This window comes from Phytohabitans rumicis (assembly GCF_011764445.1).
Lineage (GTDB): Bacteria > Actinomycetota > Actinomycetes > Mycobacteriales > Micromonosporaceae > Phytohabitans > Phytohabitans rumicis.
Genome location: NZ_BLPG01000001.1, coordinates 4,848,948 through 4,874,615 on the forward strand (window position 1 = coordinate 4,848,948; position 25,668 = coordinate 4,874,615).

The 25,668-nt window shown below is 72.1% G+C and carries 20 protein-coding genes, 5 pseudogenes and 1 riboswitch; of the genes and pseudogenes, 12 read left to right on the plus strand and 13 right to left on the minus strand.

The genetic code is table 11. The annotated features are described in order from the left end of the window. Nucleotides 1-378: 378 nt before the first annotated feature. Together Prum_RS21800 and Prum_RS21805 are read right to left on the minus strand one after the other, a co-directional pair. Nucleotides 379-1,283, minus strand: a pseudogene (locus Prum_RS21800) (GNAT family N-acetyltransferase). A 22-nt stretch (nucleotides 1,284-1,305) separates the two neighbouring features. Then, nucleotides 1,306-3,519 carry a S8 family serine peptidase gene (locus Prum_RS21805; protein WP_173078203.1) on the minus strand — a complete coding sequence of 738 codons (2,214 nt, stop codon included), beginning with the start codon at nucleotides 3,517-3,519 and terminating at the stop codon, nucleotides 1,306-1,308. Between Prum_RS21805 and Prum_RS21810 the strand changes: the two genes are divergently transcribed. Together Prum_RS21810 and Prum_RS21815 are read left to right on the plus strand one after the other, a co-directional pair. Then, nucleotides 3,518-5,335 (plus strand): glycerol-3-phosphate dehydrogenase/oxidase, encoded by a 1,818-nt coding sequence (locus tag Prum_RS21810; RefSeq protein WP_173078204.1) that lies wholly within the window; start codon nucleotides 3,518-3,520, stop codon nucleotides 5,333-5,335. The genes Prum_RS21805 and Prum_RS21810 overlap by 2 nt on opposite strands. A gap of 156 nt (nucleotides 5,336-5,491) precedes the next feature. After that, nucleotides 5,492-6,040: a hypothetical protein gene (locus Prum_RS21815; protein WP_173078205.1), complete on the plus strand. Its 549-nt coding sequence runs from the start codon at nucleotides 5,492-5,494 to the stop codon at nucleotides 6,038-6,040. Nucleotides 6,041-6,043: 3 nt separating this feature from the next. On the opposite strand, the gene Prum_RS21820 is transcribed toward Prum_RS21815, so the two are convergent. After that, nucleotides 6,044-7,438: an FAD-binding oxidoreductase gene (locus Prum_RS21820; RefSeq protein WP_173078206.1), complete on the minus strand. Its 1,395-nt coding sequence runs from the start codon at nucleotides 7,436-7,438 to the stop codon at nucleotides 6,044-6,046. 38 nt (nucleotides 7,439-7,476) lie between these two features. Between Prum_RS21820 and Prum_RS21825 the strand changes: the two genes are divergently transcribed. Continuing rightward, on the plus strand, nucleotides 7,477-7,740 hold the full coding sequence (locus Prum_RS21825; RefSeq protein ID WP_173078207.1) for a DUF4031 domain-containing protein: 264 nt from the start codon (nucleotides 7,477-7,479) through the stop codon (nucleotides 7,738-7,740). 125 nt (nucleotides 7,741-7,865) lie between these two features. Here Prum_RS21825 and Prum_RS21830 read toward each other — a convergent pair whose 3' ends face one another. Then, nucleotides 7,866-8,387, minus strand: a complete 522-nt coding sequence (locus Prum_RS21830; RefSeq protein ID WP_308785365.1) for an HD domain-containing protein — start codon at nucleotides 8,385-8,387, stop codon at nucleotides 7,866-7,868. A gap of 29 nt (nucleotides 8,388-8,416) precedes the next feature. Between Prum_RS21830 and Prum_RS21835 the strand changes: the two genes are divergently transcribed. Next, nucleotides 8,417-9,436, plus strand: coding sequence for an FUSC family protein (locus Prum_RS21835; RefSeq protein WP_246278020.1), 1,020 nt, complete (start codon nucleotides 8,417-8,419; stop codon nucleotides 9,434-9,436). A 132-nt stretch (nucleotides 9,437-9,568) separates the two neighbouring features. On the opposite strand, the pseudogene Prum_RS21840 reads toward Prum_RS21835, so the two are convergent. Then, nucleotides 9,569-10,743 (minus strand): annotated as a pseudogene (locus tag Prum_RS21840) (aminotransferase class V-fold PLP-dependent enzyme). Between the two features lie 13 nt (nucleotides 10,744-10,756). Beyond that, nucleotides 10,757-10,876, minus strand: a riboswitch (SAM riboswitch). Between the two features lie 46 nt (nucleotides 10,877-10,922). Between Prum_RS21840 and Prum_RS21845 the strand changes: the two are divergent. Beyond that, nucleotides 10,923-12,287, plus strand: a pseudogene (locus Prum_RS21845) (PrsW family intramembrane metalloprotease); the annotation flags it as partial. Here Prum_RS21845 and Prum_RS21850 read toward each other — a convergent pair. After that, nucleotides 12,278-12,616 carry a GroES family chaperonin gene (locus Prum_RS21850; protein ID WP_173078209.1) on the minus strand — a complete coding sequence of 113 codons (339 nt, stop codon included), beginning with the start codon at nucleotides 12,614-12,616 and terminating at the stop codon, nucleotides 12,278-12,280. The pseudogene Prum_RS21845 and the gene Prum_RS21850 sit on opposite strands and share 10 nt — an antisense overlap. A gap of 116 nt (nucleotides 12,617-12,732) precedes the next feature. On the opposite strand from Prum_RS21850, the gene Prum_RS21855 reads away from it, so the two are divergent. Continuing rightward, nucleotides 12,733-14,022, plus strand: a complete 1,290-nt coding sequence (locus Prum_RS21855) for an AI-2E family transporter (RefSeq protein ID WP_246278021.1) — start codon at nucleotides 12,733-12,735, stop codon at nucleotides 14,020-14,022. Here the strand turns inward: Prum_RS21855 and Prum_RS21860 are convergent. Continuing rightward, nucleotides 14,008-16,016: pseudogene (locus Prum_RS21860) on the minus strand (ATP-dependent DNA helicase). The gene Prum_RS21855 and the pseudogene Prum_RS21860 overlap by 15 nt on opposite strands. A 214-nt stretch (nucleotides 16,017-16,230) precedes the next feature. Here Prum_RS21860 and Prum_RS21865 point away from each other — a divergent pair. Further along, nucleotides 16,231-16,929, plus strand: coding sequence for a pentapeptide repeat-containing protein (locus tag Prum_RS21865; RefSeq protein WP_173078210.1), 699 nt, complete (start codon nucleotides 16,231-16,233; stop codon nucleotides 16,927-16,929). 9 nt (nucleotides 16,930-16,938) lie between these two features. After that, a complete protein-coding gene (locus Prum_RS21870) occupies nucleotides 16,939-17,442 on the plus strand; it encodes a DUF402 domain-containing protein (protein ID WP_173078211.1) in 504 nt (167 codons plus the stop codon). 3 nt (nucleotides 17,443-17,445) lie between these two features. Here the strand turns inward: Prum_RS21870 and sigJ are convergent, their stop codons facing one another. After that, complete coding sequence (gene sigJ, locus Prum_RS21875; RefSeq protein WP_173078212.1) at nucleotides 17,446-18,393, minus strand: RNA polymerase sigma factor SigJ; 948 nt, start codon at nucleotides 18,391-18,393, stop codon at nucleotides 17,446-17,448. 62 nt (nucleotides 18,394-18,455) lie between these two features. On the opposite strand from sigJ, the gene Prum_RS21880 reads away from it, so the two are divergent. The 3 genes from Prum_RS21880 to Prum_RS21890 are packed head-to-tail and all read left to right on the plus strand — an operon-like array spanning nucleotide 18,456 to nucleotide 21,021. Beyond that, nucleotides 18,456-19,340 (plus strand): PPK2 family polyphosphate kinase, encoded by an 885-nt coding sequence (locus tag Prum_RS21880; RefSeq protein WP_246278022.1) that lies wholly within the window; start codon nucleotides 18,456-18,458, stop codon nucleotides 19,338-19,340. Nucleotides 19,341-19,388: 48 nt separating this feature from the next. Beyond that, nucleotides 19,389-20,015, plus strand: coding sequence for a DUF47 domain-containing protein (locus Prum_RS21885; protein WP_173078213.1), 627 nt, complete (start codon nucleotides 19,389-19,391; stop codon nucleotides 20,013-20,015). A gap of 4 nt (nucleotides 20,016-20,019) precedes the next feature. Beyond that, on the plus strand, nucleotides 20,020-21,021 hold the full coding sequence (locus Prum_RS21890; protein ID WP_173078214.1) for an inorganic phosphate transporter: 1,002 nt from the start codon (nucleotides 20,020-20,022) through the stop codon (nucleotides 21,019-21,021). A 66-nt stretch (nucleotides 21,022-21,087) separates the two neighbouring features. On the opposite strand, the pseudogene Prum_RS21895 reads toward Prum_RS21890, so the two are convergent. Beyond that, nucleotides 21,088-22,082 (minus strand): annotated as a pseudogene (locus tag Prum_RS21895) (Gfo/Idh/MocA family protein). A gap of 31 nt (nucleotides 22,083-22,113) precedes the next feature. Here Prum_RS21895 and Prum_RS21900 point away from each other — a divergent pair. After that, entirely contained in the window at nucleotides 22,114-22,953 is an 840-nt protein-coding gene (locus Prum_RS21900) for an NUDIX hydrolase (RefSeq protein WP_173078215.1), read from the plus strand. A 72-nt stretch (nucleotides 22,954-23,025) separates the two neighbouring features. On the opposite strand, the gene pstB is transcribed toward Prum_RS21900, so the two are convergent. The 4 genes from pstB to Prum_RS51745 all read right to left on the minus strand — a co-directional run bounded on the left by pstB (nucleotide 23,026) and on the right by Prum_RS51745 (nucleotide 25,663). Further along, nucleotides 23,026-23,877 (minus strand): phosphate ABC transporter ATP-binding protein PstB, encoded by an 852-nt coding sequence (pstB, locus tag Prum_RS21905; protein ID WP_173078216.1) that lies wholly within the window; start codon nucleotides 23,875-23,877, stop codon nucleotides 23,026-23,028. A gap of 4 nt (nucleotides 23,878-23,881) precedes the next feature. Beyond that, the gene (gene pstA, locus Prum_RS21910; protein ID WP_173078217.1) at nucleotides 23,882-24,766 is read right to left on the minus strand and encodes a phosphate ABC transporter permease PstA; all 885 of its coding nucleotides are present in this window, start codon (nucleotides 24,764-24,766) and stop codon (nucleotides 23,882-23,884) included. Further along, the gene (locus tag Prum_RS51735) at nucleotides 24,763-25,008 is read right to left on the minus strand and encodes a hypothetical protein (RefSeq protein WP_246278718.1); all 246 of its coding nucleotides are present in this window, start codon (nucleotides 25,006-25,008) and stop codon (nucleotides 24,763-24,765) included. The genes pstA and Prum_RS51735 overlap by 4 nt, the downstream gene beginning before the upstream one ends. A 199-nt stretch (nucleotides 25,009-25,207) precedes the next feature. Then, a complete protein-coding gene (locus Prum_RS51745; RefSeq protein WP_246278023.1) occupies nucleotides 25,208-25,663 on the minus strand; it encodes a PstC family ABC transporter permease in 456 nt (151 codons plus the stop codon). Nucleotides 25,664-25,668 lie beyond the last annotated feature (5 nt).

The following is a 25,668-nucleotide window of genomic DNA, read 5'->3' on the forward strand; positions in this document are numbered from 1 at the left end:
CGGTCCGGGGTCCGCGGTCTCGTCGAGCCTGCCTCCGGCGGTCTCGGCCGGCATGTGAGCCATCCGTGACTTCGCCATGGTCTGGAGATCGTCCTTTGGTCGTCTGTCCTTGGCCATGATCTCCTCCTTCCACGGCACACGCTATGGGCGGGTACCGGCACTCCGGACTAAATCGGGAATATCGATCCGCATGTCCGCTTCGCCTGCTTAGGATGGCCCGCACCGCAGGCGGCGTGCGGCGCGTCGATCAAGGACTTCCGCGTCGATCAAGGGCAAACGGCCGTGGATTGGAGATCAAAGCACGACCATTTGCCCTTGATCGACGGGCAAAGCCTTGATCGGCGCGCGGCGGCGAGGGCGGGTGAGGGGTGGGGTGGGTTAGAGGTTTTTTTGGTAGAGGAAGAAGACGCGTTCTATGCGGGCGCCGGCGGCTGTGGCGTAGAAGGGGACGGGGCCCACCCAGCCGATCTGGGTGTGGCTCAGGCCCGCCGCGTGCTGCTCGCGTAGGCAGCGGCGGAGCAGGACGCCGCCGATGCCCAGGCCCTGGGCGGCGGGTGCGGTGCCCATCGGGCCGAACCAGCTCGGGCGGGACGAGCCGTACGCGGCGAACCCGAGCACCTCGTCGCCGCGGGTGGCGAAGAAGCATCCCGCGCCCTCGCGGCCCACCGAGTGCGTGATCTCGCCGGCCCACCCGTCGTTGAAGTTCGCCCGCGCGAACCCGGCCAAGGCGTCGATGTCGTCGGGCACCGCACGCCGTACCGTGACGCCGGCTGCCGCCAGCCGTTCCTCGGCCGCCTCGGTGGGGCGCAGCGCGGGGACTTTTCGTACGACAGGTCAGCGGTCATGTTCCAGGCCGTCCGGTCCTGCTCGTAGCCCAGTGCGATGGCCGCGCAGATCGCCGGCGTGTAGCGCACGTCGATGCCGGGCCAGGCGTAGTACGGCGGGTTGCCGGCCAGCAGCACCTCGGCCGCACCCTTGCCGGCCAGCGCCCCCTCGGCCCGCCCGACCAGCGCCCGCGCGATGCCGTGCCGGCGGGCGTCGGGGCGTACCGCCACCAGGTCGATGTGGCCGACCGACGAGTCGCGGTGCGAGATCGAGCCGAGCAGCACCCCGGCCAGGGTGCCGTCGGCGATCGCGACGAACCCGACGCCGGGCTGCTCGCGCAGCCGGGACACGATCTGCTCGGCCTCGGCCGCGTCCTCCGGCACGTCCAGCGCCTCCCGGCACAGCGCCAGCACGGCGGGTACGTCGGCATCGGTGAGTACGGCGATCGAGAAGTCCACGATCGCGACCCTAGCCGGCTGGCTATCCCGCTGCTCGGGCCGCCTGCACGGCGGCGAACGCGTCGACCATGCCGGCGCCGGTCACGTCGGCCGTGTCGCAGTCGCCCGAGCTGTCGCCCGCCGTCGCGGCCACCACCGTCTCGCGCAGGATCGCACGGGTACGGGGCAGGTCGCCGACCAGCTTCGGGTTGGCGGACCACATCAGGGCGACCACGCCGGCGACGTGCGGGGTGGCCATCGACGTCCCGCTCTGGATGGCGTACCCGCCGCCGGGCATGGCGGAGAGGATGTCCGCGCCCGGGGCCACGACGTCCGGCTTGGCCGTGCCCGAGTTGGTGGGCCCGCGGCTGGAGAACTCGGTCACCTCCCGGTCGCGGTCCACCGCCCCGACAGTGAGCACGTCGGCGTACGGCGCGGGCGGGTCCTCGATCGAGCCGCAGAACGGTCCCTCGTTGCCGGCCGCGGCGACGAAGAAGATGCCGGCCGCCGCGATCGCCGCCGTGGCCGCCTGTAGCGCGCCCTCGTCGCAGCCCTCGATCCGCGGGCAGCCCCACGAGTTGGTGAGCACCTGCGGCGCCCGCTCCGGCCGGCCGTCCGTGAACGCGTCGCCGCCGTACCGGAACGGCGCCAGCATGAACTGCATGCAGTCCAGGTAGCGGGCCGGGTTGCCCAGGTTGCGGTCCAGGTTGGTGCAGCCCACCCACTTCGCCCCGGGGGCCACGCCGACCGTACGGCCGACCGCGGTGCCCAGCGTGTGTGTGCCGTGGCCGCCGTGGTCGACGGGCGTGCGGGTGCCGTTCCACGGGTCGTACCAGGAGTCGTCGCCGCCGCGGAAGCCGGCCGACAGCGCCGGATGCGTACCGTCCACACCGGAGTCGGAGGTGCCGACCACGATCCCGGAGCCGTCGACGCCGAGCTGGCTGGCGACCCGGTCGGCGCGCAGCAGCGAGATGTTCCACGGTGGAAGCGGCGGGGCCGGCTCGTCGCCGTGCGCGGTGCCGGGCGCGGCCGGGAGCGGGCGCAGCCGCTGGCTCAGCAGCACCCGGTCGACGTCGTCGCGCCGGGACAGCCACGCCCGGATCCCCGGGCCGCCGTTCACTTCGACGCCGTTGACCAGGTAGTAAGGCGTGTAGTTCAGGTGCCAACGGTCGAGGGACTCGTGCAGGTCGGCTTGCGTCTGCCGGGCGTGCTCGACCAGCCGGCCGTAGACGTCGCGCCCGGTGACGCCGGTCAGGTCGGCCTGCGACTTCATGACGACGAAGAGCTGCTCGCCGTGGAGGCCGGGCTGGCCGGGGCCGAGGTAGATCGCCACGCCGGCGATGGCCATGACGGCCACCAGGGACGCGCCGACCCACCTCTGCGTCAATCGGGTACGCGCCACGGCGTACCCGATGCCGACCAGGAGCGCGACGGCGAGTGAGAGGGCGGCGGCGATGGCCGCCCACGCGGGCAGGTCCCGGCCGCTGGCCAGCAGGAGCGTGATCTCCTCGGGGTCGACGAACGCCAGCGGGCCGACGGCCGCGACCGCGACGAGCGGCCAGCCCGCGCCGCGCAGCGCGGCGGCCGCGAACCCGAGCGGCGGCAGCACGAGCATCGCCGCGAGTTGGGCGCCGCCCTGGCCGACGCCGGCGGCGAGCAGGAGGAGGGCCACGCCGCCGACGAGCCCGCCGAGGACGACGCCGTAGCGGTTGCCGAGGTCCAGCATGGTGCTCGCGAGCCAGCCGACCGCCGCCGCGGCGGCCACCGCGAGCACGGTCTCCAGCAGGCCGCCGAGGGCGCCGATCCACAACCAGGGCAGCAGCACCGCCAGGCCGCCGGCGAGTCCGGGCAGCGACAGCGTGGGCCATCCCTTGCGGAGTACGGCCGTGCCGGCCCCGGCGAGGAGGGCGAGGGCGGCGAGGTAGAGCTCGTTCTGCGGGGCCGGGATCGCGCGGAGCAGACCGAGGCCGCCCAGTGCCACCGCGCCGGTCAGCCATGCGCGGCCGGCCGTGCGGACCGCCGCCGACCGCGGCACCGTGGCGAGGATGAGGGCGGGCGTCGCCACCAGCACCGCGTTGACAACGGCCGCGAGCGGCCAGGTCCACACCGGCGTGGCGAACCCGGTGACCAGCAGCAGCTGGTCGGCGAGCCAGCCGACACTCTGGGTGAGTGCGGTGACACCCACCGTCCACACGCCGACCAATGCCGCGGCGACGACCGCCCAGGGACTGCCGGGGGCGGGCTGCGGATGCACCATGTGCGAAACAGTACGGCGGCCCGGCAGCTACGGTGGACGGGTGCGTGACCCTGCCGTTTCCCGATACGCCGCCGGGGAGCTCTCCCCGGCGCGCCGCGCCGCCGACCTGCGACGCCTGCGCAGCGAACGCTTCGACGTGCTGGTCATCGGCGGCGGTGTCACCGGCGCCGGCGCCGCTCTCGACGCCGCGTCCCGCGGCCTGAAGGTTGCCCTGGTGGAGGCCCGCGACCTGGCCTCCGGCACCTCCAGCCGGTCCAGCAAGCTGATCCACGGTGGCCTGCGCTACCTGGAGCAGTTCGAGGTCAACCTGGTGCACGAGGCGCTCACCGAGCGCGGGCTGCTCGCCACCCGGCTGGCCCCGCACCTGGTCCGGCCGGTGCCGATCCTGATCCCGCTGCCCGGCGGCCACTCGCCGGCCGAACTGCCCGCGCGGGCCTGGCGGCGGCTCTACTACGGCGCGGGGGTGGCGGCGTACGACGCGTTCGCCGGGCTCTTCGGCGGCGGGCGGGGCATGCCGATGCACCGCCACCTGTCCCGGGACGGGGCCCGCCACCTCTTCCCGAGCCTGCGCCCCGAGGTGGTGGCCGGCGCGGTCCGGTACTACGACGGGCAGGTCGACGACGCCCGCCTGGTGGTCACCCTCGCGCGCACCGCGGCCAGCCTCGGCGCGACCGTCGTGACCAGCGCGCGCGCCGTCGGCATCCTGCGGCAGGCGCGGGAGGTCACCGGGGTACGGGTACGGGACCTGGAGGGCACCGGCTCGTCGGAGTTCGAAGTGCACGCCCGCACGGTCATCGCGGCGACCGGTGTGTGGAGCGACGACATCACCACGATGCTGGGCGAGGTCGGCGTACGCCCCGGGCTGCGGGTGCGCGCGTCCAAGGGTGTGCACGTGGTGGTGCCCCGCTCGGCGATCACCGGCGACGCCGGGCTGATCCTGCGTACGGCCACGTCGGTGCTCTTCGTGCTGCCGTGGGGCGGCCACTGGATCATCGGCACGACCGACACCGACTGGCAGCTCAACCGGGACCACCCGGCGGCGTCCGCACGGGACATCGAGTACCTGCTGGAGCAGGTCAACACGGTGCTCGACCGACCACTGTCCACATCGGACATCGAGGGCGTGTACGCCGGCCTGCGCCCGCTGCTGTCCGGCGAGGCGGACTCGACGTCCAAGCTGTCCCGCGAGCACGCCGTGGTCGAGCCCATGCTCGGGCTGATGCTGGTGGCGGGCGGCAAGTACACGACGTACCGGGTGATGGCCGCCGACGTGGTCGACCGGGCGGCTCGGCGGCTCGGCGTGCCCCGCCCGTCCCGCACCGACCAACTCCCGCTGCTGGGCGCCGACGGGTACGCGGCGATGTGGCGCGACCGGGCCGACCTGGCGCGGCGGCACGGCGTACAGGTGGGGGTGCTGGAGCACCTGCTGGAGCGGTACGGCACGCTCGCCACCCAACTGCTCGCGCTGATCCAAGCCGAGCCGCGGCTGGCCAACCCGCTCGCCGGGGCACCGGAGTACCTGGCCGCCGAGGTCGCGTACGCCGCCCTGGCCGAGGGCGCACTGCACCTCGACGACGTGCTGACCCGGCGTACGCGGATCTCGTTCGAGACGGTGCACCGGGGCACCGAGTCGGCGGGGCACGCGGCCGAGATCATGGGCGAGGTGCTGGGCTGGAACGAGGAGACCCGGGCTCGCGAGGTCGAGCACTACTTGGCCCGCGTCGAAGCCGAGCGCCAGTCCCAAAAGATGCCCGACGACGCGACGGCCGACGCCGCCCGCCTAGGCGCCCCCGACGTCCGCGGCGCCGCCACCTAGGGCTTGGCCGGGCTTACCCTCGCCCGCTCTCTCCCCGTCGATCAAGGGCATATGGTCGTGCTTTGATCTCCGATCCACGACCGTTTGCCCTTGATCGACGGAGAAGTCCTTGATCGAGGGCGGTGCGTGGAACGCGGCCGGGGTAGCGTGCGTCGGATGGACATGGCGTACGGCCGATGCGTCCTCGTGATTGCCTGTCTCGCGCTGGCTGCGTGCGGCGCGGCAGCGGACCAGGCGACCCCCACGCCGGTGACCAGCACGGCGCCGACCACCACAGCGCCGACCACCGCCCCACCCGAGCCGGCCACGACCGCGCCTCCTCCGTCCACGTCTCGCCCCGCGCCGGAGCCGACGACCGCCGCGCGCGGGGTCACCATCGAGCGCACGGGCGGCTTCGTCGGGATCGACCAGTCCATCGTGGTCGAGCCGGACGGGCGGTGGACGTACCGGCGCAGCCGCATCGGCAGCGGCGGCGGCACGCCCCAGACCGGGCGGCTCACCAGCGCCGAGCGGGCCGAGCTACAGGGGTTGCTCGCCAACCCGCGGCTGGCCCGGGAGGTCGGGAAGAGCTCCGACTGCGCGGACGGCTTCGAGTACACGCTGGTGACCGGGCGCACGAAGGTCCAGTGGGCGGACTGCGGCACCGGCTCGCCCGCCACCGCCATGCAGATCGTCACGCTGGTCGAGCAGAGCACCCCGTTCTAGCGGTTATAGGACCTTGCCGGGGTTGAACAGGGTGTCCGGGTCGAGGGCGGCTTTGATGGCCTGGTGTACGCGTACGCCCACCGGGCCGATCTCGCGGGCGAGCCACTCCCGCTTGAGCAGGCCGACGCCGTGCTCGCCGGTGCACGTGCCGCCCAGGGACAGGGTGAGCGACACGATGTCGTCGAAGGCACGCCGGCAGCTGGCCACGCTCGCCGGGTCGGCGCGGTCCACCACGATGTTCGGGTGCATGTTGCCGTCGCCGGCGTGGCCGACCACGCCGATCGCGACGCCATGCTCCGCGGCGATCTTCTCGGTGCCGTCGAGGAGGGCGGCCAGGGCCGACCGGGGCACGGCCACGTCGTCGATGATCAGGCCGCCGTTGCCGGTCGGGAAGGACTCGGCCGCGTACTGCTCCATCGCCGGGTGCGCCAGCCGCCGGGCCTGGAGCAGGGCGGCTGCCTCGACGGCGTCGGTGGCGGCGTACACCTCGTCGGCGCCGGCCTCCTCGCACAGCGCGGCGATCCGCGCCAGGTCGGCGGCGGCGCGGGGGCCCGTGTCGGACGCGGCGAGCAGCAGCGCCTTCGCGTCGGTGCGCAGTCCCATCGGGCGGTGCGTCTCGATGGCTATCAGGTGGGTCTGGTCGAGGAACTCCAGCAGGCTGGGCGAGAGCCCGCCGGCCGAGATCGCTGCGACGGCCGCACCGGCGGCCGCCGTCGACGGGAAGAGCGCCACCATGGTCAGCGACGCTTCGGCGGCCGGCCGCAGCCCCAGCGTGATCTCGGTGATCACGCCCAGCGTTCCCTCAGAGCCCACGAAGAGCCGGGTCAGGTCGTAGCCGGCCACACCCTTGGCGGTGCGCCGGCCCGTACGCAGCACTTCGCCGGTGGCCAGCACGACCTCCAGGCCGAGCACGTACTCGCTGGTCACGCCGTACTTCACGCAGCACATGCCGCCCGCGTTGGTGGCCACGTTGCCGCCGATCGTGGAGGACTCCCACGAGCCGGGGTCGGGCGGGTAGCGCAGCCCGTGCTTGGCCACCTCCGCCGCGATGGCCGAGTTGATGACGCCGGGCTGCACCACGGCGATCCGGTTCACCGCGTCGACCTCGAGGATCCGGTTCAGGGCGGCGGTGGAGAGCACGATGGCGCCGTCCACCGCGTTCGCGGCGCCGGCCAGGCCGGTCCGGGCGCCCTGCGGGACCACCGGGACGCCGTGCGCCGCCGCGATCTTGACCACCGCGGCGACCTGCTCGGTCGTGCGCGGGCGGACCACGACCGCCGGCATGCCGTACGCGCACAGGTCGGCCTCGTCGCGCTGATGGCCGCGGAGCAGGTCCGGGTCGGTCAGGACCGCCCCGTCGGGCAGCGCGGATCGCAGATCATCGAGGAGGTCGGCCATGCCTCGCAGGTTAGTCTCCGCGCGTTAGCGTGACGACCATGGTGTACGTCGATCCACCCGCCTGGCCGGCCCGGGGGCGACTCTGGTCCCACATGGTCAGCGACGTGTCGTACGCGGAGTTGCACGCCTTCGCGGAGATGCTGGGCGCGCCCCGGCGCGGGTTCGACCGCGACCACTACGACGTGCCGGCCGACCGGTTCCGGATGGCGGTGTGGCTGGGCGCCCAGGTCGTGTCGAGCCGCGAGATCGTGCGCCTCCTCCGCGGCGCCGGCCTCCGCCGCCCCAAGCATCTCTGGGGTTAGCAGGGGACCCTTGCTATGTAGAAAACGTTAATAGGGTGCCCTTCCTTGCAGCTCGCGCTCTAGGTTGGCGCGGGCCAGAGGGGTCCAGGGGGTGTGGGCGGGGAGGCGGTAGAGGGTGGGTAGCGCTAGTAGGTGGCGGAGGACGGCTGCTCGGGCGGCGCGAAACGGCTCGTCGGGGACGTGGGCGTACTCGCGGCGGATGGCTCGCGCGTAGGCGTCGTAGTCCCGGGGGTGGCGGCCAGGATGGCCAGGTCGGCGTCGCAGAGCAGGGCGCCGTCTGGGTCGCCGGGGTCCACGGTGTGGCCGGCGGTCAGCAGGACCAGGCGTTCGACCTCGGCGGCGTCGGGCACCCCGAGGTCGGTCAGCACCGACCGGGCCAGGGCGGCGCTGGCCCGCTCGTTGGCGTCGCCGGGAGCGCGCGGGTCGTACACGGCGTCGTGGTACCAGGTGGCCAGCCGCACCGGGTCGGAGCCGCCGTACCCGTCCACAATGGACAGCATCGCCGCGAGGTGGTCGGTGGTGTGGTAGTGCCGGTGCGGCTCGCGCCACCGGGCCAGCAGGTCGGCGCCGGCCGCGTCCACCGGGGCGTCGTCGGCGGTCGCCCCGGCTCCTCGTACGGCACGGTGCCACCGTTCGGTCAGCGTCATTACTCGATCATGCCGGTAGTGTCCCGGGCATGGCGGCCGCGACAGAAGGACCGGGACGCGCCCTGGCCAGGCGCACCGGTGCCCGGCTGCGGGACCGCTACCACCGCGTCCGGGTCAACGTCCTGCTGGCCCTGCAGGCCGGGATCGCGGCCGGGCTGGCGTGGTTCGTGGCGCACGACGTCGTCAACCACCCACGGCCGTTCTTCGCGCCCATCGCCGCGGTGATCACGCTGGCGGTCTCCGTCGGCCAGCGGCTGCGGCGGGCCTTCGAGCTGGTCGTCGGGGTGGCCATCGGCATCGCGATCGGCGACACCCTGATCTACCTGATCGGCACCGGCCCGGGGCAGGTCGGGCTGGTGGTCACGCTCGCGATCGTGACCGCCATCTTCTTCGGCGGCGGGTCGGCGTTGATCACCCAGGCGGCCTCGTCGGCGGTGTTGGTCGCCACGCTCACCCCGCCCACGGACGGCGTCTCGTTCGACCGGTTCGTCGACGCGCTGGTGGGCGGTCTCATCGGGCTGGGCGTGATGGCGCTCCTGCTGCCCCTCAACCCGCTCACCGTGGTCGGTCGGGCGGCTAAGCCTGCTCTCGACGTACTCGCGGAAGGGCTGACCGAGACCGCCGAGGCGCTGGCGGAGCGCGACGTGGACCGAGCGGACGCGGCGCTGGCGCGCCTGCGGGCGGCGGAGAGCGACCTACAGCGGCTGCACGAGGCGATCGACGCGGCGAGCGAGACCGCGGCGCTGGCGCCGGCGCGGTGGCGGACCCGGGGCGCGCTGAACCAGTACATCGACGCGGCCGAGCACGTCGCGCGGGCGCTGCGCAACTCGCGCGTGCTGGTGCGGCGGGCGATCCTCGTGATCCAGGACGGCGAGGAACTGCCCGAGGCGCTCGTGGCGGCGGTGCGCTCGCTCAGCGAGGCGATGGACTGGCTGCGGCGGGAGCTGGGCGATGCCGTGGAGCCGGTCGCCGCCCGGGAGCGGGCGCTGCGGGCGGCGGGTGAGGCCGGCATGGCGTACGCGGAGGGGTGGGCTTCTCCGGCAGTGTGATCGTGGCGCAGGTGCGTTCGGCGGCGCTGGACCTGGTCCGCGCCTCGGGGCTGGAGCGCGCCGAGGCCCACCGCCTGGTACGGCGCGCGGTGGGCCGACACGTCCCGGCTACCGACAAAGAGCACCTCCCGGCTACCGACAAAGAGCGCTGAGCAGGGCCTCCACGTCCGATTCCGTGGTGCCGAGGCCGACGCTGGCGCGCAGCGCGGTCGGCGGCAGGTCCCGGCGGCCGGTGCGCGCGGCGGCCTCGGCGATCAGCCGGCGGGTCAGCGGATGGGCGCAGAAGAGGCCGTCGCGTACGCCGATGCCGTGGTCGCGGGCCAGTTCGGCGGCGACTTCGGCGGAGTCCCGCCCGGCGACCACGAACGAGACGATGCCCACCCGCTCGGCGCCGGGGTCGAACATGCGCAGCTCGGCCACGCCGGGGATCTCGGCCAGCCCGGCCCGCAGGCGGGCGACCAGGGCCCGCTCGGTCGCCTGGACGGCGGTCGGGTCGAGGGTCGTGCACACCGCCGCGAGCGCCACCGCGCCGAGCAGGTTGGGCGTGCCCGCCTCGTGCCGGGCCGGCCCGGTCGCCCACCGTACGTCGTGGGTGGCCGCGCCCACGTGCCGCGTCGCCCCGCCCCGGTCAGGTACGGCGGCGCCGCGTCGAGCCAGTCCCCGCGGCCGGCGAGCACGCCCGCGCCGAACGGGGCGTACAGCTTGTGCCCGGACACCGCCACGTAGTCCAGGTCCAGGTCGGCGATGTCGATCGGTGCGTGCGGGGCCAGCTGTGCTGCGTCCACGGCGATCCGGGCGCCGTGCCGGTGGGCGACCGCGGCCAGCTCGGCGACCGGCCAGCGCTCGCCGGTGACGTTGCTCGCCCCGGTCACCGCCACCAGCGCGGGCGCGTCCAGCTGGCGCAGAGCCGCGTCGAGCGCACGGATCGCCGCGCCGGGCGAGTCCGGCACGGGCAGCCGCACCGCGCCCACCGGCCAGGGCAGCAGGTTGGCGTGGTGCTCGGCGCCGTACGTCACCACCGGCGTGCCGGCGGGCAGGGCGCGGGCGAGCAGGTTGAGGGCGTCCGTGGTGTTGCGGGTGAAGATGACGTGGTCGCCGGCCCGGGCGCCGAGGAAGTCGCCCACCGCCTGGCGGGCCACCTCGTACGCCAGCGTGGACCGTTGCGACAGCGCGCCAGCGCCGCGATGCACGCTGCCGTACCACGGCAAAAGCTCGGCCACGGCGTCGGCCGCCGCCCGCGCGCACGGCGCGGTGGCGGCGTAGTCAAGGTTGATCTGATCGGGTACGCCAAGAACGGTGGTCGTCACGGAATGCCTCCGGAGTGCGCGCTTGTCCGGCGGACCGTCCGGCCGGACCCGGTCATCACCCGGGGCACCCCACCGCGAACTCAACGAGGGTTGCCGGCCAGCAAGCCGGGGCTTCACGCTGGCGCTCGTGACCTACCGCCGATCATAGCTAGGCTGGCGGGCATGGCCAACGACGCGCCTCCGCTGCTGCCGCCGCCCCGGCACCGCCACCGGTGCTACCGGCGCAGAAGCGGGTGGGGCGGCGCGCAGTCCAGGTCGGCCTCGTCATCGCGTTCATCGCCGCGTGCGCGATCGGGATGCTCGGCTACCTCGGCTACAACATCGGCGTCACCGCGTTGATCATCGGGTTGGTCGCCGCGATCCTGCCGGTGCCGGCGCTGGTCGCCTGCTTCCTGTGGCTCGACCGGTACGAGCCGGAGCCGGCGAAGTACCTCGTCTTCTGTTTCGCCTGGGGCGCGTTCGTCTCGACTGCGGCGTCGCTGCTCGTCAACACCGTGTCGGCCTCGGCCTTCTCCCGCTTCGGCATCCCGGACGCGCTGGTGGCGGTGCTGGTCGCGCCGTTCATCGAGGAGCTGACCAAGGCGCTCGGGCCGATCCTGCTGCTGTGGCGGCGGCGCCGGGAGTGGTCCGGGGTCACCGACGGCATCGTCTACTGTGGCCTGTCCGCGATCGGCTTCGCCATGGTGGAAAACATCCTCTACCTGGGCGGGCACGGCTACGCGGCGGGCGCCGACCAGTACGGCCCGGCCACCGGCGCGCAGATGGTCTTCGCGCTCTTCATCGGCCGCATCCTGCTGTTCGGCTTTGCCCACCCGCTCTTCACCTCGATGACCGGCGTCGGGCTGGGCATCGCGTCCCGCACGGGCGACCGCCGGCTCCGGTGGCTGGCCCCGATCGGCGGCCTGCTGCTCGCGATGATGCTGCACGGCACCTGGAACCTCATCCCCACGCTGGCACAGGCCACCGGGGAAAACCTGATCCTGCTGTACGGCTTCATCGGCGTGATGGTGCCGGTCTTCTTCGGGATGGTGGGCTTCGCGATCTGGCTGCGCGGCTGGGAGGGCCGCCTCACCGAGCGCACGCTCCCCGCGTACGTGCGGTCGGGCTGGCTGTCCCCGCCCGAGGTGGCGGCGCTGGGCAGCCTCGGCCGGCGGCACTCCGCCCGCCGGTGGGCGCGCCGCGTCGCCGGTGAGACGGGCCTGCGGGCGATGCGCGCGTACCAGTTCGCGGCCACCCGGCTGGCGCTGCTGCGCGACGGGATGCGGCGGGGCCTCTACGACACCCCGGAGGAGGCGGCCCGCGCGGCGGCGGAGGAGCGGCAGCTACTGGAGTCGATCGCCGCGTACCGGCAGGCGTTCGTGGGGCGGGACCCGCAGGCGCCGCCCGCCATCTGGGACGGCGTTCGCTATCAGGTGAGATTTCCGGACGGCGTCACCCGTACGCTCGACGCGCCCGACGAGCCGGTTGTGCCCGTTCCGGTGGTGCTGACGCCGCCGCCCCCGCCTCCGCCTCCGCCGCCGGCCTACCAGTACTACTACAGATAGAGCCCGGTGGAGTCCGGCTCGACCCGCTGGGCGGCCACCGCGTGCACGTCCCGCTCACGCAGCAGGACGTACTCCCGCCCGTGCAGTTCGACCTCGGAGCGGTCGTCGGGGTCGAAGAGCACCCGGTCGCCGGCCACGATCGACCGTACGTGGGGGCCCACGCCGACCGCCGTGGCCCAGGACAGCCGGCGCCCCATCGAGGCGGTGGCGGGGATCACGATGCCGACGCTGGATCGGCGCTCTCCCTCGTTGCCCTCGAGGCGTACGAGAACGCGGTCGTGCAGCAGCCGGATCGGCAGCCCGTGGTCGAGGTCGGCATTGGCGGTCACGCCCGAACGCTACCGCGCTTCGATGTGGGGGAGAACTCAGGGACGAATGGACGGGATTGACGGGTTCCGGCGGGCTACCGTAAGAGGCCGAATCCGCAGTTGAGGAGGGTCGCACCGTGACCGAGCGAGCTGACGCGCCGGCGTCAGGTCTGCAGCGTGTCCGGGCCAACTTGCGACGGGCGTACGAGTCGGGTCGGGAGACCGTTCGCACCCGCCGGGAGGAGGCCGCGCGGCGCGCCGAAAACGGCAACGGCGGCTTCCAGGACGAGCCGCCGCCGGAAGCCGTCGAGGAGACGCACTCCAGCACCTCCAGCCGGGACGACGCCGACGTGCCCCGCAGCCTGCGCATCGGGGCCGCCTGGGCCTGGCGCCTGATCGTCCTCGGGGTGCTCGTCTGGGCGCTCATCCGGGTCATCGGCGTGGTCCGCATCGTGGTGATCCCGCTGGTCATCGCGATGCTGCTCTCCGCCCTGCTGGCCCCGGCCGTACGGCGGCTGCTGCGCCTGGGCCTCCCGCGCTCGCTCGCCACGGCCGTCGTCCTGATCGGCGGGATCGCCGCGGTCGCCGGCACCCTGACCCTGGTGATCACCGAGTTCATCGACGGGCTGCCGCAGCTCACCGACAGCGCCACCGCCGGCGTACGGCAGATCCAGGAGTGGCTCCAGACCGGCCCGCTGCACCTGTCCGAGAGCCAGCTGGACAGCTACATCGACACCGGCGAGCAGTGGCTCGAAGACAACACCGAGTCGCTGACCAGCGGCGCCGTCTCCACGGCGACCACGCTCTTCGAAGTGCTCACCGGCATGTTCCTGGTCCTCTTCTCGACGTTCTTCTTCCTGCGCGACGGCGACAAGATCTGGCGCTTCCTGGTCCGGCTGCTCCCGCTGCGGGCCCGCTGGCAGGTCGACGACGCGGGCCGGGCCGGCTGGCTGACCCTGGTGGCGTACGTGCGGGCCACCGTGCTGGTGGCGTTCATCGACGCGGTCGGCATCGGCGTCGCCGTGTGGATCCTGGGCATCCCGTTCCCGCTGCCGCTGGCCGCGCTCGTGTTCCTCGGCGCGTTCATCCCGATCGTCGGCGCCACGCTCTCCGGCGCGGTGGCGGTGCTCATCGCGCTGGTCGACAGCGGCTGGGTCAGCGCGCTGATCCTGCTCGGCGCGGTGATCGCGGTGCAGCAGCTCGAAGGCCACGTGCTCCAGCCGCTGATCATGGGCCGGGCGGTGGCCATCCACCCGCTCGCGGTGATCGTGGCGATCGCGGCCGGCGTGGTGCTCGCCGGGATCGTCGGCGCGCTGGTCGCGGTGCCGCTGGTCGCCGTGCTCAACACCGCGATCCGCCGGCTGACCCACCCGCGCCGGCCGGAGCTGCCGCCCGATGCGGTAGTCGTCGCGTCAACTCCCTCGTAGCCGCTCCAGCGCGCCCAGCGCGACGTCCTGCCGCGTCGTGTACCAGAACGGCGGCAGCGACCGGCGCAGGAACTGCCCGTAGCCGCGCGCCGTCTCCAGCCGGGAGTCGAGCACCGCCACCACGCCCTTGTCACCGGTCGACCGGATCAGCCGGCCGACGCCCTGCGCCAGCCGTACCGCGGCGATCGGCACGCTCACCGCCGCGAACCCGGAGCCGCCCGCCGCGTCCACCGCCGCCGCCCGGGCCGCCGCGAGCGGCTCGTCGGGGCGTGGGAAGGGCAGCCGGTCGATCACCACGAGCTGGCACGAGTCGCCCGGCACGTCGACCCCCTGCCACAGCGACATCACGCCGAACAGGCAGCTCGCGCGGTCTTCGCGGAAGCGCCGCACCAGCAGGGGCAGGGCCTCCTCGCCCTGCAGGAGGATGGGCAGGTCGGTGCGCGCCCGCAACAGCTCCGCCGCCTGCTGCGCGGCTCGTCGCGACGAAAACAGCCCGAGGGTACGCCCACCGAGCGCGCCGACCAGCTTGAGCAGCTCGTCGCCGGCCGCCTCGGGCAGGCCGGACGCGGAGGGCCGGGGCAGCCGCGCCGCGACGTACAGGATGCCCTGCCGGGCGTAGTCGAACGGCGAGCCCACGTCGAGGGACTGCCAGCCGTCGCCTGGGGGCAGTCCGAGCGACTTGGCGACCGTGTCGAACTGGCCGCCCAAGGTGAGCGTCGCCGAGGTCGCGACGACCGTGCGCTCGTCGTACAGGTGGGTGGCGAGGGTGCCGGCGACCGAGAGCGGGGCGACGACGAGCGCCCGCCGCCCCCCGTGGTCCGGCTTTTCCACCCAGGCCACGTCGTGGTCGGCCTCTTCGAGCAGGCGCTGCGCCGTCTTGGACAGCTCGTCGAGCACGGCCTTGGCCTGCTGCTTGCGGACCGGGTCGGGATCGTCGGACTTGATGTCGCCGATGGCGTCGAGGGCCCGCCGGGTGGCCGCGTCGAGCAGCGTGCACGCCCCGCTCAGGGCCGCCGGGAGACCGGTCGTGATCCGCCCGGCCGGCGCCTCGGCCAGGCCCACGGCGAGGGCGTCGCCCGCCTCGGCCAGCGCCTCGCCCACCTCGGCCGGCACCAGCGTGCGGGCCCGCCGGGCGGCCCGGTCGATCTGGTCGGGGTGAGCTCGGCCTGGGCCGCGGAGGAGACCCGGTCGACGAGCTCGTGCGCCTCGTCGACCACGAGCAGCTTGTGCGGCGGGACGATGTGGCGCCCGGCGAGCATGTCGACGGCCAGCAGGCTGTGGTTGGTCACCACGATGTCGGCCTCGCGGGCGCGCGCCCGGGACGCCTCGGCGAAGCAGTCCGCCCCGTACGGGCAGCGGTTGGCCCCGACGCACTCGCGGGCCGGCATGGAAACCTGCCGCCATGCCTGGTCTTCGACGCCCGGGTCCAACTCGTCGCGGTCGCCGGTCACGGTCTTCATCGCCCACTCGCGCAGCCGCTGGATCTGCTTGCCGAGCCGACCCGCCTCGCCGAGCCACTTGGTGCCGCCGCTGCCGGGCGCGTCGAAGAGGGCGTCTTCCGGCTCCTCCTCGGCGGAGTTGTCCAACCGGGCCAGGCACAGGTAGTGATGCCGCCCCTTGAGCACGGCGAACGTCGGTCGCCGCCGCAGCACCGGCTCGATCGCGTCGGCGAGCCGGGGCAGGTCGTGGTCGACGAGCTGGGACTGGAGCGCGAGCGTGGCGGTGGAGACCACCACCGGGCCGTCGACCAGCAGGGCCGGGGTCAGGTAGGCCAGCGACTTGCCCGTGCCCGTGCCGGCCTGGACCAGCAGGTGCTCGCCGGAGTCGACCGACTGCTCAATCGCGTGCACCATCTGCTGCTGGCCGGGACGGGCGGCGCCGCCGGGCACCGCGCCCACCGCGGCGGCGAGCAGATCGGCCGCCGTCGGCTGACCCGCGGACCGTGGTCGGGGCGCGGGTGGCGTGGCGGGCTCGGCGTTGGTCGCGATCGTCACGGTGCGACCGTACCTGTGCGCACCGACAGGCCACGGCTTATCCACAACCCCCACGTAACCCGGCGAGTTATCCACACCCCCGCCCCAAGGGCCCGTTCCGTCGATCAAGGGCGAAGGGTCGTGCTTCGATCTCCAATCCACGGCCGTTTGCCCTTGATCGGCGCAGGAATCCTTGATCGGCGGTGCTGGCGGGTGACGGGGGTAGCGTGGCGCCATGGCTGGTCGAGCGACGAAGCGCACGGGCGTACCCGCTGCGCCGGACCTGTCGGCGGCGTTGAGCGTCGCCACGGTCGAAGACCACGACGTGGAGGACGAGGCGTCGTTCTGGCAGTTGGAGTTTCCCGACCTCGACCTGTCCGGCCGTACGGCGGCCTCCGTGGAGTTCGAGCAGTGCCGGTTCCGGGGCACCGACCTCAGCGGTACGACGCTGGACCGGACGGCGTTCACCGACTGCGCGTTCGAGAACGGCAGCCTCGCCAACCTGACCGCGGAAAAGTCCTCCATGCGGCGGGCCGAGCTGGCCGTGCTCCGGATGACCGGCCTGAACTGGCTCGACGGCGTGCTGCGTGACGTCACCGTTTCGCAGTGCCGGGCCGATCTGGCGTCGTTCCGGTTCAGCAAGTTTCAGGACGTGGTTTTCACCGGGTGCAACCTGATGCGGGCCGACTTCGAGCGCGTCGAGATGGCGGGTGTCCACTTTGTCGAGTGTGACCTGTCCGGGGCGCAGTTCTCCGGCGCGCGGATGTCGGACACCCGGTTCGCCGACTGCGTACTGGACGGGATCGGCGGCGTGACCAGTCTGGCGGGCGCGACCGTTGCCACGCACGACCTGGCGCCCCTGACGTACCTCCTCGCCGATGCGCTGGGCGTCCGGATAGAGGAGCCCGCTTCGGCCGAAAGGGGCATCGGTTAGGGTGCGGGCATGCCGAGCGACGTGGTCCGGGTCGTCTACCGCAAGTACGACGGCACGGCGCACCGTGACTACCCGGCCCGCCGGCTGACCGAGGACGACCTCGGCACCTGGCTCGGCGTGGGCGCCGGCACCCGCTCGGTCTACCACGGCCGTCCGTCCGTCGAGCAGATCCCGTTCGTCGTGCTGGTGCCGCACGGCGCATGGTGGACCGGCATGTTCAATCCGCCGCCGCGTACCAGCGAGGTCTACTGCGACATCACCAGCCCGGCCGAGTGGGACGGTGACGTCGTACGCATCATCGACCTGGATCTCGACGTCGTACGGCGGCGCGCGACAGGTGCGGTGGAGTTGCGCGACGAGGACGAGTTCGCCGAGCACAAGGTGCTGTTCGGGTACCCGGACGAACTGGTCGAGCAAGCGCGGGCCGCGTCGGAGTGGCTCCTTCGCGCGCTGGCCGACGGCACCGAGCCGTTCGCGTCGGCGTACCGGAAATGGCTCGCTCTGGTGGTCTAGGCCCTAGAGCGTTGGTGGCCACGCGGCGTCGGCGGGAGACAGCGGCGGTGTCGCCGCCACCTTGTCCGGGTTGAGCTGGTTGAACAGGCCGGTGATCCGCCCGTCCGCCATGGCGAAGGCCATGACCGTGCGTATTGGCCGGCCGTCCTTGTAGACGGCGTCGACCTGTATGCCCATCCCACCGTTGACCAGCACGGGCGCGGCCACCAGCGACCGCAGGTCCTTCCCCGTCCGGTTGAAGAGCCCGAGCACGAAGCGCGCCACCTCGACGGACCCGGCCAGCGGGCGTCCGGCGGCCGGGAAGACGCCGCCGCCATCTCCGATCATGACCGCGTCAGGAGCCAGCAGGTTCAGCAGTTCGTCGACGTCGCCGGACTGGACCGCGGTGAAGAACGCGGCCAACAGCCGGCGCTGCTCGGGCAGGTCGGCGGTGTGCCGGGGCGGACCGTCGGCGATCGCCCGCCGTGCCCGCGACGCGAGCTGCCGGGCGCTCGCCGGTGTGGTGCCGAGCGCGGACGCGATGTCGTCGAACGGCACCGCGAACACGTCGTGCAGCACGAAGGCGACCCGCTGTTCGGGCGTGAGGCGTTCGAGCACCACGAGCAGCGCCATGCTCACCTCGTCGGCGCGGGCCGCGAGGTCCGCGGGATCCTGGCCGCCGTCGGGCAGGCGGTTCACGATCGGCTCCGGGAGCCACTGGCCGGGGTACGCCTCGCGGCGGACCCGCGCGGACTTCAGCACGTCGAGGCAGATCCGGCCGATCGTGGTGGTGAGCCAGGCGCGCAGGTCCCGCACGTTGGTGCGGGCAGCCGGGTCGGCGAGCGCGTCCGCGTACCGCAGCCAGGTCTCCTGCACGGCGTCCTCGGCCTCGGCGCGGCTGCCGAGCATCCGGTAGGCCACCGACATCAGATGGTCTCGTTCCGTCTCGAACTCGGTGCTCAGATCCCGCACAGCTCCCAGTGTTACCCACCCGACCAGGGGCGTACCCGCACCGGGTACGCGATGATCGGTAAATGACCTCTGTACGCGCTCTCCTGCGGGTCGGACCGGCGGTGGACCTGTCGGGCATCGACCCGCGATCCACGCCCGGCCTTCCCGGTCGCAAGGTGACCGGCGACGATGTGAAGGGCTGGGCCCGCGAGCAGCTCACGCCGTTGGGCGCGGAGCTCGCCCGGCATCAGGAGATGCTGTACGCGGCGGCGAAGGCGTCCGGCGACAAGAGGCGGCTCCTGCTGGTGCTGCAGGCGATGGACTGCGGTGGCAAGGACGGCACGATCAAGAAGGTCGCCGGTGCGATGAACCCGCTCGGCCTGCACATCGTCGCCTTCGGCCCGCCCACCGAGGAGGAGCGCCGGCACGACTTCCTGTGGCGGATCCGGCGCGCCCTGCCCGCCGCCGGTCGGGTCGGCGCGTTCAACCGGTCACACTACGAGGACGTTCTGGTCGCGCGGGTCGATTCGCTGGTGACCGAGCGGACCTGGAAGTCGCGGTACTGGCAGATCAACGGCTTCGAGCAGGAGCTGGTCAACAACGGCTACGCGCTGGTCAAGGTGATGCTGCAAATCTCGTACGAGGAGCAGCGCGCACGGCTGCTGGAGCGGCTGACCGACCCGACCAAGCACTGGAAGTACAACCCGGCGGACGTGGACGCACGGGCGCGCTGGGCGGATTACCAGGCCGCCTACCAGGACGCGCTGAGCCGGTGTGGCACCGACCACGCCCCTGGTACGTCGTGCCGGGCGACCGCAAGTGGTACCGCGACTGGGCGGTGGCGAACCTCGTGCTGGAGACATTTCGGGACATGCACCTGTCGTACCCGAAGCCGGATTTTGATCTCGAGGAGGAGCGCCGGCGGCTGGCGGCGGACCGCGAGTCGCCGCTGGTCCGGGCATGAATAGCATGTCCCCGACACGTGACGTCCACTCCACCGGCATGAGGTTCGCGCTGTGAAGTTTTCCTTCCGTCCCACCGAAGGGGCGTTCTACGAGCTCTTCACCAAGGCCGCATACAACCTGGTGCGCGGTACTGAGCTGCTCAACGAGCTGGCCCTGCCCGGGGTGGACGTGCAGTCCGTCAGCGAGCGGCTCACCGAGGTGGAGCACGACAGCGACCAGCTCACCCACGAGCTGTACAAGAAGATCAACTCAACCTTCATCACGCCGTTCGACCGGGAGGACATCTACCGGCTCGGCTCGCAGCTCGACGACGTGATGGACCACCTGGAGGCGGTCGGCAGCCTGCTCTACCTGTACGGCCTCACCAAGCTCCCGGCCCTGCCCCGGGAGATGCACGAGCTGGTCGCCGTGCTGGACCAGCAGGCCAAGCTGACCGCGGACGCCATGCCCCGGCTGCGGACCATGAAGGCGCTCGAGGACTACTGGATCGAGTGCAACCGGCTGGAGAACGACGGCGACCGGGCGTACCGGATGCTGCTGGTGCGGCTCTTCTCCGGCGAGTACGACGCGCTGACCGTGCTGAAGATGAAGGAGGTCGCCGACGAGTTGGAGGCGGCCTGCGACGCGTTCGAGCACGTGGCGAACACGGTCGAGACAATCGCGGTCAAGGAGTCATAAACCCTTGAGCGCCGAACTCGCCGCCGTCATCGCGGTGATCCTCATTGCGATGGCGTTTGACTACACCAACGGGTTCCACGACGCGGCCAACGCCATCGCGACGAGCGTCTCCACGCGCGCACTCACCCCCCGGGTGGCGCTGGCCATGGCCGCGGTCGGCAACTTCATCGGAGCCCACTTCGGCGCGGATGTGGCCAAGACGGTCGGCAGCGGCCTGGTCGAGCTGCCGACGGGTCAGGCCAGCCTCGGCGTGGTGTTCGCCGGCGTGCTCGGTGCCATCGTCTGGAACCTCATCACCTGGTACTTCGGCCTGCCGTCCTCCTCCTCGCACGCCCTCATCGGCGGCCTGGTGGGCGCGACGCTCACCGCCTCCGGCACTGTGCTGTGGGGCGGCATCACCAAGAGCGTGATCCTGCCGATGATCGTGTCGCCGCTGGTCGGCTTCGCCCTCGGCTACCTGATGATGCTCGCGGTGATGTGGATCTTCCGGAAGGGTCAGCCCAGCAAGCTCAACCGCGGCTTTCGCCGGGCGCAGACCGTGTCCGCGGCCGCGATGTCCGTCGGGCACGGCATGCAGGACGCGGCGAAGACCATCGGCATCGTCGTCCTGGCGCTGTACGTGGGTGGTTACCAGGACAGCGCCGACACGATCCCGGAGTGGGCGTTCTGGACGTCCGCCACGGTGTTGGCGCTCGGCACGTACGCCGGCGGCTGGCGGATCATCCGCACCCTCGGTCGCAAGATCATCGACCTTGGCCCGGCGGAGGGGTTCTCCGCCGAGACGGTGGCCAGTTCCGTCCTCTACTTCAACGCCCTCGTGCTGGGCGCGCCCATCTCGACCACCCACACGATCACGTCGGCGATCATGGGCGTAGGCGCCACCAAAAGGCTGTCCGCCGTCCGCTGGGGCGTCGCCGGCAACATCGTCGGCGCCTGGATCCTGACCTTCCCCGCGGCCGGCCTGATCGCCAGCCTGGCCTACCTGGTGGTCCGCCCGCTCTTCTGATCCCCGCCCCGTTGATCATGAAGTTATCGCCGCGGGAGAGCGCTCCCGCCGGTGACAACTTCATGATCAACGGGCGTAGGAGACGCCGAGTTGGGTGCGGATGTCGTCCAGGAGGCGCATTACCTCCAGGGTGACGCGGTGGGGGACCAGCGGGCTTTCCAGTTGGTGGGCCCGCAGGCAGCGGTGTACCTCGGCGGCCTCGTGGTGGTAGCCGGTGCCTTCGCCGGAGCCGCGGAAGACTTCCGGCTCGGCGCCGTCCCGGTGCAGCACGAACTCGCGCGCGGCGAAGAACGCGGGCGGCAGCTCGATCCGGCCGCCGCTGCCGGTGATCAGGCCGGCCACCGGGGTGCCGCGCACGAGGGCGCAGGTGAGCGCGGCCAGGGCGCCGGAGTCGTACCCGAAGATCATGCCGGTGTTCTCGTCGACGCCCTCGGGCGTGAGCTTCGCCCAGGCGCGTACGTGGTCGGGCACGCCGAGCAGCAGGTGCGCCAGGTGGATGGGGTACACGCCGAGGTCGAGCAGCGCGCCACCGCCGAGCTCCGGCGCGCGCAGCCGGTGCGTCGGCTCGAACGGGCCGGCCAGCGAAAAGTCGGCATGCACCGAACGCACCTCGCCGATCGCGCCGTCCGCGACCACCTCGGACAGGCGGCGGATGACCGGGTTGCAGCGCATCCACATGGCTTCCATGAGGAAGAGCTGGCGCTCCCGGGCCAGGTCGATCAGCTCCACGCTCGTGGCGAGGTCGAGGGTGAACGGCTTCTCGCACAGCACCGCACGGCCCGCTTCGAGGCAGATCCGGGCCGCCGCATAGTGCGCCGAGTGCGGGGTCGCGACGTACACCACGTCGATGTCGTCGTCCTGCGCCAGTTCGGCCCACGAGCCGTACGCGCGGGGATGTCGTGCGCGGCGGCGAACGCCTGCGCCGCCTCGGTGGATCGAGAGCCGACCGCGACGACCTCGGCGTCCGGCAAGAGCCGCAGGTCTTTGACGAACGTCGTGGCGATGCCACCGGTAGCGAGGATCCCCCACCGCACACGGTCCCTCAAGCTCTGCTCGCTCATGCCCAGCGATCGTACGGGCATACTGAGCACGATGACGGAGTACGAGGGGTGGCGGCTGCCGGATGCGCTCGTAGAACGGGCGCGTCTTTGGCGAGCCGGCGAAGGCGGTCCGGCGCCGGTGCCGCGGGTGTCGGCTACCGTCGTGCTGCTGCGGCCCGCCGAAGGTGGCGGCTTCGAGGCGTACGTCTTGCGGCGTGCCGCGTCGATGGCGTTCGCATCCGGCATGTACGCGTTTCCGGGTGGCGGTGTCGACCCGGTCGACGGTGACCCGGACCTGCGGTGGGTGGGGCCGTCGGCAGGGGACTGGATGCACCGGCTGGACCGCCCGCCGGGCGAGGCCCAGGCGGTGGTGTGTGCGGCGGCGCGGGAGGTGTTCGAGGAGGCCGGCGTGTTGCTCGCCGGGTCGGGCACCGGCGCGCTGGTGGCCGACGTGACCGGCGACGACTGGGAGTCCGACCGGCAGCGGCTGGTACGTCATGAGCTGCCGTTCGCCGAGATGCTGACCCGGCGTGGCCTCGTGTTGCGCGGCGACCTGCTCGGGGCGTGGGCGCGCTGGGTCACGCCGGAGTTCGAGACGCGCCGCTTCGACACGTACTTCTTCGTGGCCGCCCTACCGGAGGGGCAGCGGACCCGGGACGTGTCCGGGGAGGCCGACCACACGATGTGGGTGCGTCCCGGAGAGGCCGTCGCGCGCTACGAGGCGGGCAAGATAGCGATGCTGCCGCCGACCGTCGTGATGCTGGGCGAGCTGGCCGTGTACCAGGATGTGGCTGGCGTCCTGGCCGCGGCGGCCGCGCGGGACGCCGCCACCCCCGTTACCCCACGGGCCGAGGTCGCGCCCGACGGCACGGTCCGCCTGCACGTCCCCTGAGCGAGCGATGCAAGGAAGGGCACCTTGCTATGCAAAAAGCGATAACAAGGTGCCCTTCCTTGCATCTAAGGCTCAGCCGAAGCGGCCCGTGATGTAGTCCTCGGTGCGCTTGTCGGTCGGGTTGGTGAAGAGCTTGCCGGTCTCGCTGAACTCGACCAGCCGCCCGTGGCGGACCTGCTTCTCGTCGACCTCGGCGGTGAAGAACGCGGTGTAGTGGCTCACCCGCGCGGCCTGCTGCATGTTGTGCGTGACGATGACGATCGTGTACGTCTTCGCCAGTTCGTGCATCAGGTCTTCGATCTTGCCGGTGGCGATCGGGTCGAGGGCGGAGCAGGGCTCGTCCATGAGGATCACGTCGGGCCGTACGGCGATGGTGCGGGCGATGCACAGCCGCTGCTGCTGGCCGCCGGACAGGGACAGGCCGCTCATCTTGAGCTTGTCCTTCACCTCGTCCCACAGGGCCGCACCGGTGAGCGCCTCTTCGACTTGGTCGCTGAGGTTGCCCTTGATGCCGTTGATGCGCAGGCCGTACGCCACGTTGTCGAAGATGGACTTCGGGAACGGGTTGGGCTTCTGGAAGACCATGCCGATCCGGCGCCGCACCTGGATGGGGTCGACGCCCTTGGCGTACAGGTCCTGGCCGTGGTAGGTCACCTTGCCGGCCACCCGGGCGCCCGGGATGAGGTCGTTCATCCGGTTCAGCGAGCGGAGGATGGTCGACTTGCCGCAGCCGGACGGGCCGATCATCGCGGTGATCTGGTTTTGCCGGATCGGCATCGACGTTCCGCGTACGGCCTCGTAGCTGCTGTAGAAGACGCTGACGTCCTGCAGGTCCATCACCGGAACGCCGGCTACGTGTGGGGTGTCAACGGCGCCCCACCCCGTGACGGGTTTGGTGATGTTGACGGCGGGCGTGTTGGTCATGGTGTCAGCGCTCCTTAATCGCGAAGCGGTTGGCGATGATGCGGGCGACGATCGTGAAGATCAGGACGATCGCGATCAGGGTCAGCGCGGCACCCCAGGCACGGTCCTGGGACACCTGGAACGGCAGGCTGGCGTTGCTGAAGATCTGGGCCGGCAGGGCGGTGCTCTCCCCGTCGAAGAGGTTCCAGTTGGGGTTGTTGACCGCGCCGACGACGAAGACGATGGGTGCCGTCTCGCCCGCGGCCCGGGCGATCGCGAGCAGGGCGCCGCTGGTGATGCCGGAGACCGCCGCCGGCAGCACGACGGTCACGGTGGTGCGCCACTTGCGCGCGCCGAGCGCGAGGCTGGCTTGGCGCAGCTCGTCGGGCACCAGCTTGAGCATCTCCTCGGTGCTGCGAATGACCACCGGGAGCATGAGGCAGGCCAGCGCCAGCGCGCCGGCGAAGCCGGTCCGCGCCTCGAAGGTGAGCACCCAGATCGTGTAGATGAACAGGCCCATCACGATCGAGGGCACGCCGGTCATGATGTCGGCCAGCATCCGGATGAGCCGGGCCAGCGGCTTCTGCTTGCCGTACTCGTTCAGGTAGATCGCGCCGAGCACGCCGAGCGGGATCGCCATCAGGGCGGCCATGCCGGTGATGAGCAGCGTGCCGACGATCGCCGGGCCCATGCCGCCGCCGGCTCGGCGCTGCGAGAGGGAGATGTCCGCGGTGAGGAACTCCCCGCTCATCACGCCGCTTCCTTTGGCGATGACCGAGTAGACGACGAGGCCGAGCGGGATGACGGCGATCACGAGGGCGAGCCCAATCGCGCCGAGAGCCAGCTGGTTGGTGATCCGGCGGCGGGCCGAGAGCGCGCCGCGGGTCAGGTCGATGACGGGCTGGCTCATGACGCCGCTCCCTTCATCCGGATCTCGGCTCTGCGGACGATGGACTGCGCGGTGGTGTTGATGATCACCGTTAGCGCGAAGAGCACGACGCCGAGGCCGATGAGGGCGGCTGTGAAGGTCCCAGTGGACTCGCCGATTTGATCCACGATAACCGCGGGCATGGCGTTGCCGCTGGCGAACACGTTGGCTGTGATCTGGGTGGAACCGCCGATGATGAGCGCCACGGCGATCGTCTCGCCCATGGCCCGGCCGAGGCCGAGGATGACCGCGCCGACGATCCCCCAAAGCTGTGCGGGAACACCGCACCCTTGATCATTTCCCACTTGGTGGCGCCGAGGGCGAGCGCCGCGTCCTTGTCCGCCCGGGGCACGGTGCTGAAGACCTCGCGGGAGATGGAGGTGATGATCGGCGTGATCATGATGGCGAGGATGAGGCCGGCCGTCATGAAGCTGCGGCCGCTGCCGACCGGCTCGGCGAAGACGCTGCCGATGACCGGAATCCCACCGAGCACGTCGTTGATCCCCGGTAGACCGGGACGAGGTTGGGCGCCACCACGAGCACGCCCCAGAGGCCGAAGACCACCGACGGGATCGCGGCGAGCAGGTCGATCACGGTGACCGCCGGCGCGCGGAGCCGGCGCGGGGCCAGCTCGGTGAGGAAGAGCGCGATGCCGAGCGACACCGGCACCGCGAAGATCAGGGCGATCAGCGACACGAGGGCAGTGCCGAAGATGAACGCCAGCGCACCGAACACCTCGGCGGGTGGGTCCCAAGTCTTGCTGGTGATGAAGCTGAGCCCCATCTCGCTGAACGCCGGCCACGCCTCCCGGGTGGTGGTGATCAGGATGAGCGCGAGGACGGCGAGCACGACCAGGCCCGCCGCGATGGTCAACCCCATGAAGG

Excerpts from the sequence above, each read along its gene's own strand:
- Prum_RS21820 (WP_173078206.1), bottom strand. The coding sequence starts at position 7,438 with ATGGCCGACCTCCTCGATGATCTGCGATCCGCGCTGCCCGACGGGGCG.
- Prum_RS21900 (WP_173078215.1), top strand. The coding sequence starts at position 22,114 with ATGACGGAGTACGAGGGGTGGCGGCTGCCGGATGCGCTCGTAGAACGG.
- Prum_RS21870 (WP_173078211.1), top strand. The coding sequence starts at position 16,939 with ATGCCGAGCGACGTGGTCCGGGTCGTCTACCGCAAGTACGACGGCACG.
- Prum_RS21805 (WP_173078203.1), bottom strand. The coding sequence starts at position 3,519 with ATGGTGCATCCGCAGCCCGCCCCCGGCAGTCCCTGGGCGGTCGTCGCC.
- Prum_RS21810 (WP_173078204.1), top strand. The coding sequence starts at position 3,518 with ATGTGCGAAACAGTACGGCGGCCCGGCAGCTACGGTGGACGGGTGCGT.
- Prum_RS21880 (WP_246278022.1), top strand. The coding sequence starts at position 18,456 with ATGACCTCTGTACGCGCTCTCCTGCGGGTCGGACCGGCGGTGGACCTG.
- Prum_RS21830 (WP_308785365.1), bottom strand. The coding sequence starts at position 8,387 with ATGACGCTGACCGAACGGTGGCACCGTGCCGTACGAGGAGCCGGGGCG.
- Prum_RS51735 (WP_246278718.1), bottom strand. The coding sequence starts at position 25,008 with ATGGGCGAGACGATCGCCGTGGCGCTCATCATCGGCGGTTCCACCCAG.
- Prum_RS51745 (WP_246278023.1), bottom strand. The coding sequence starts at position 25,663 with ATGGGGTTGACCATCGCGGCGGGCCTGGTCGTGCTCGCCGTCCTCGCG.
- Prum_RS21865 (WP_173078210.1), top strand. The coding sequence starts at position 16,231 with ATGGCTGGTCGAGCGACGAAGCGCACGGGCGTACCCGCTGCGCCGGAC.
- pstB (WP_173078216.1), bottom strand. The coding sequence starts at position 23,877 with ATGACCAACACGCCCGCCGTCAACATCACCAAACCCGTCACGGGGTGG.
- Prum_RS21835 (WP_246278020.1), top strand. The coding sequence starts at position 8,417 with ATGGCGGCCGCGACAGAAGGACCGGGACGCGCCCTGGCCAGGCGCACC.
- pstA (WP_173078217.1), bottom strand. The coding sequence starts at position 24,766 with ATGAGCCAGCCCGTCATCGACCTGACCCGCGGCGCGCTCTCGGCCCGC.
- Prum_RS21815 (WP_173078205.1), top strand. The coding sequence starts at position 5,492 with ATGGACATGGCGTACGGCCGATGCGTCCTCGTGATTGCCTGTCTCGCG.
- Prum_RS21825 (WP_173078207.1), top strand. The coding sequence starts at position 7,477 with ATGGTGTACGTCGATCCACCCGCCTGGCCGGCCCGGGGGCGACTCTGG.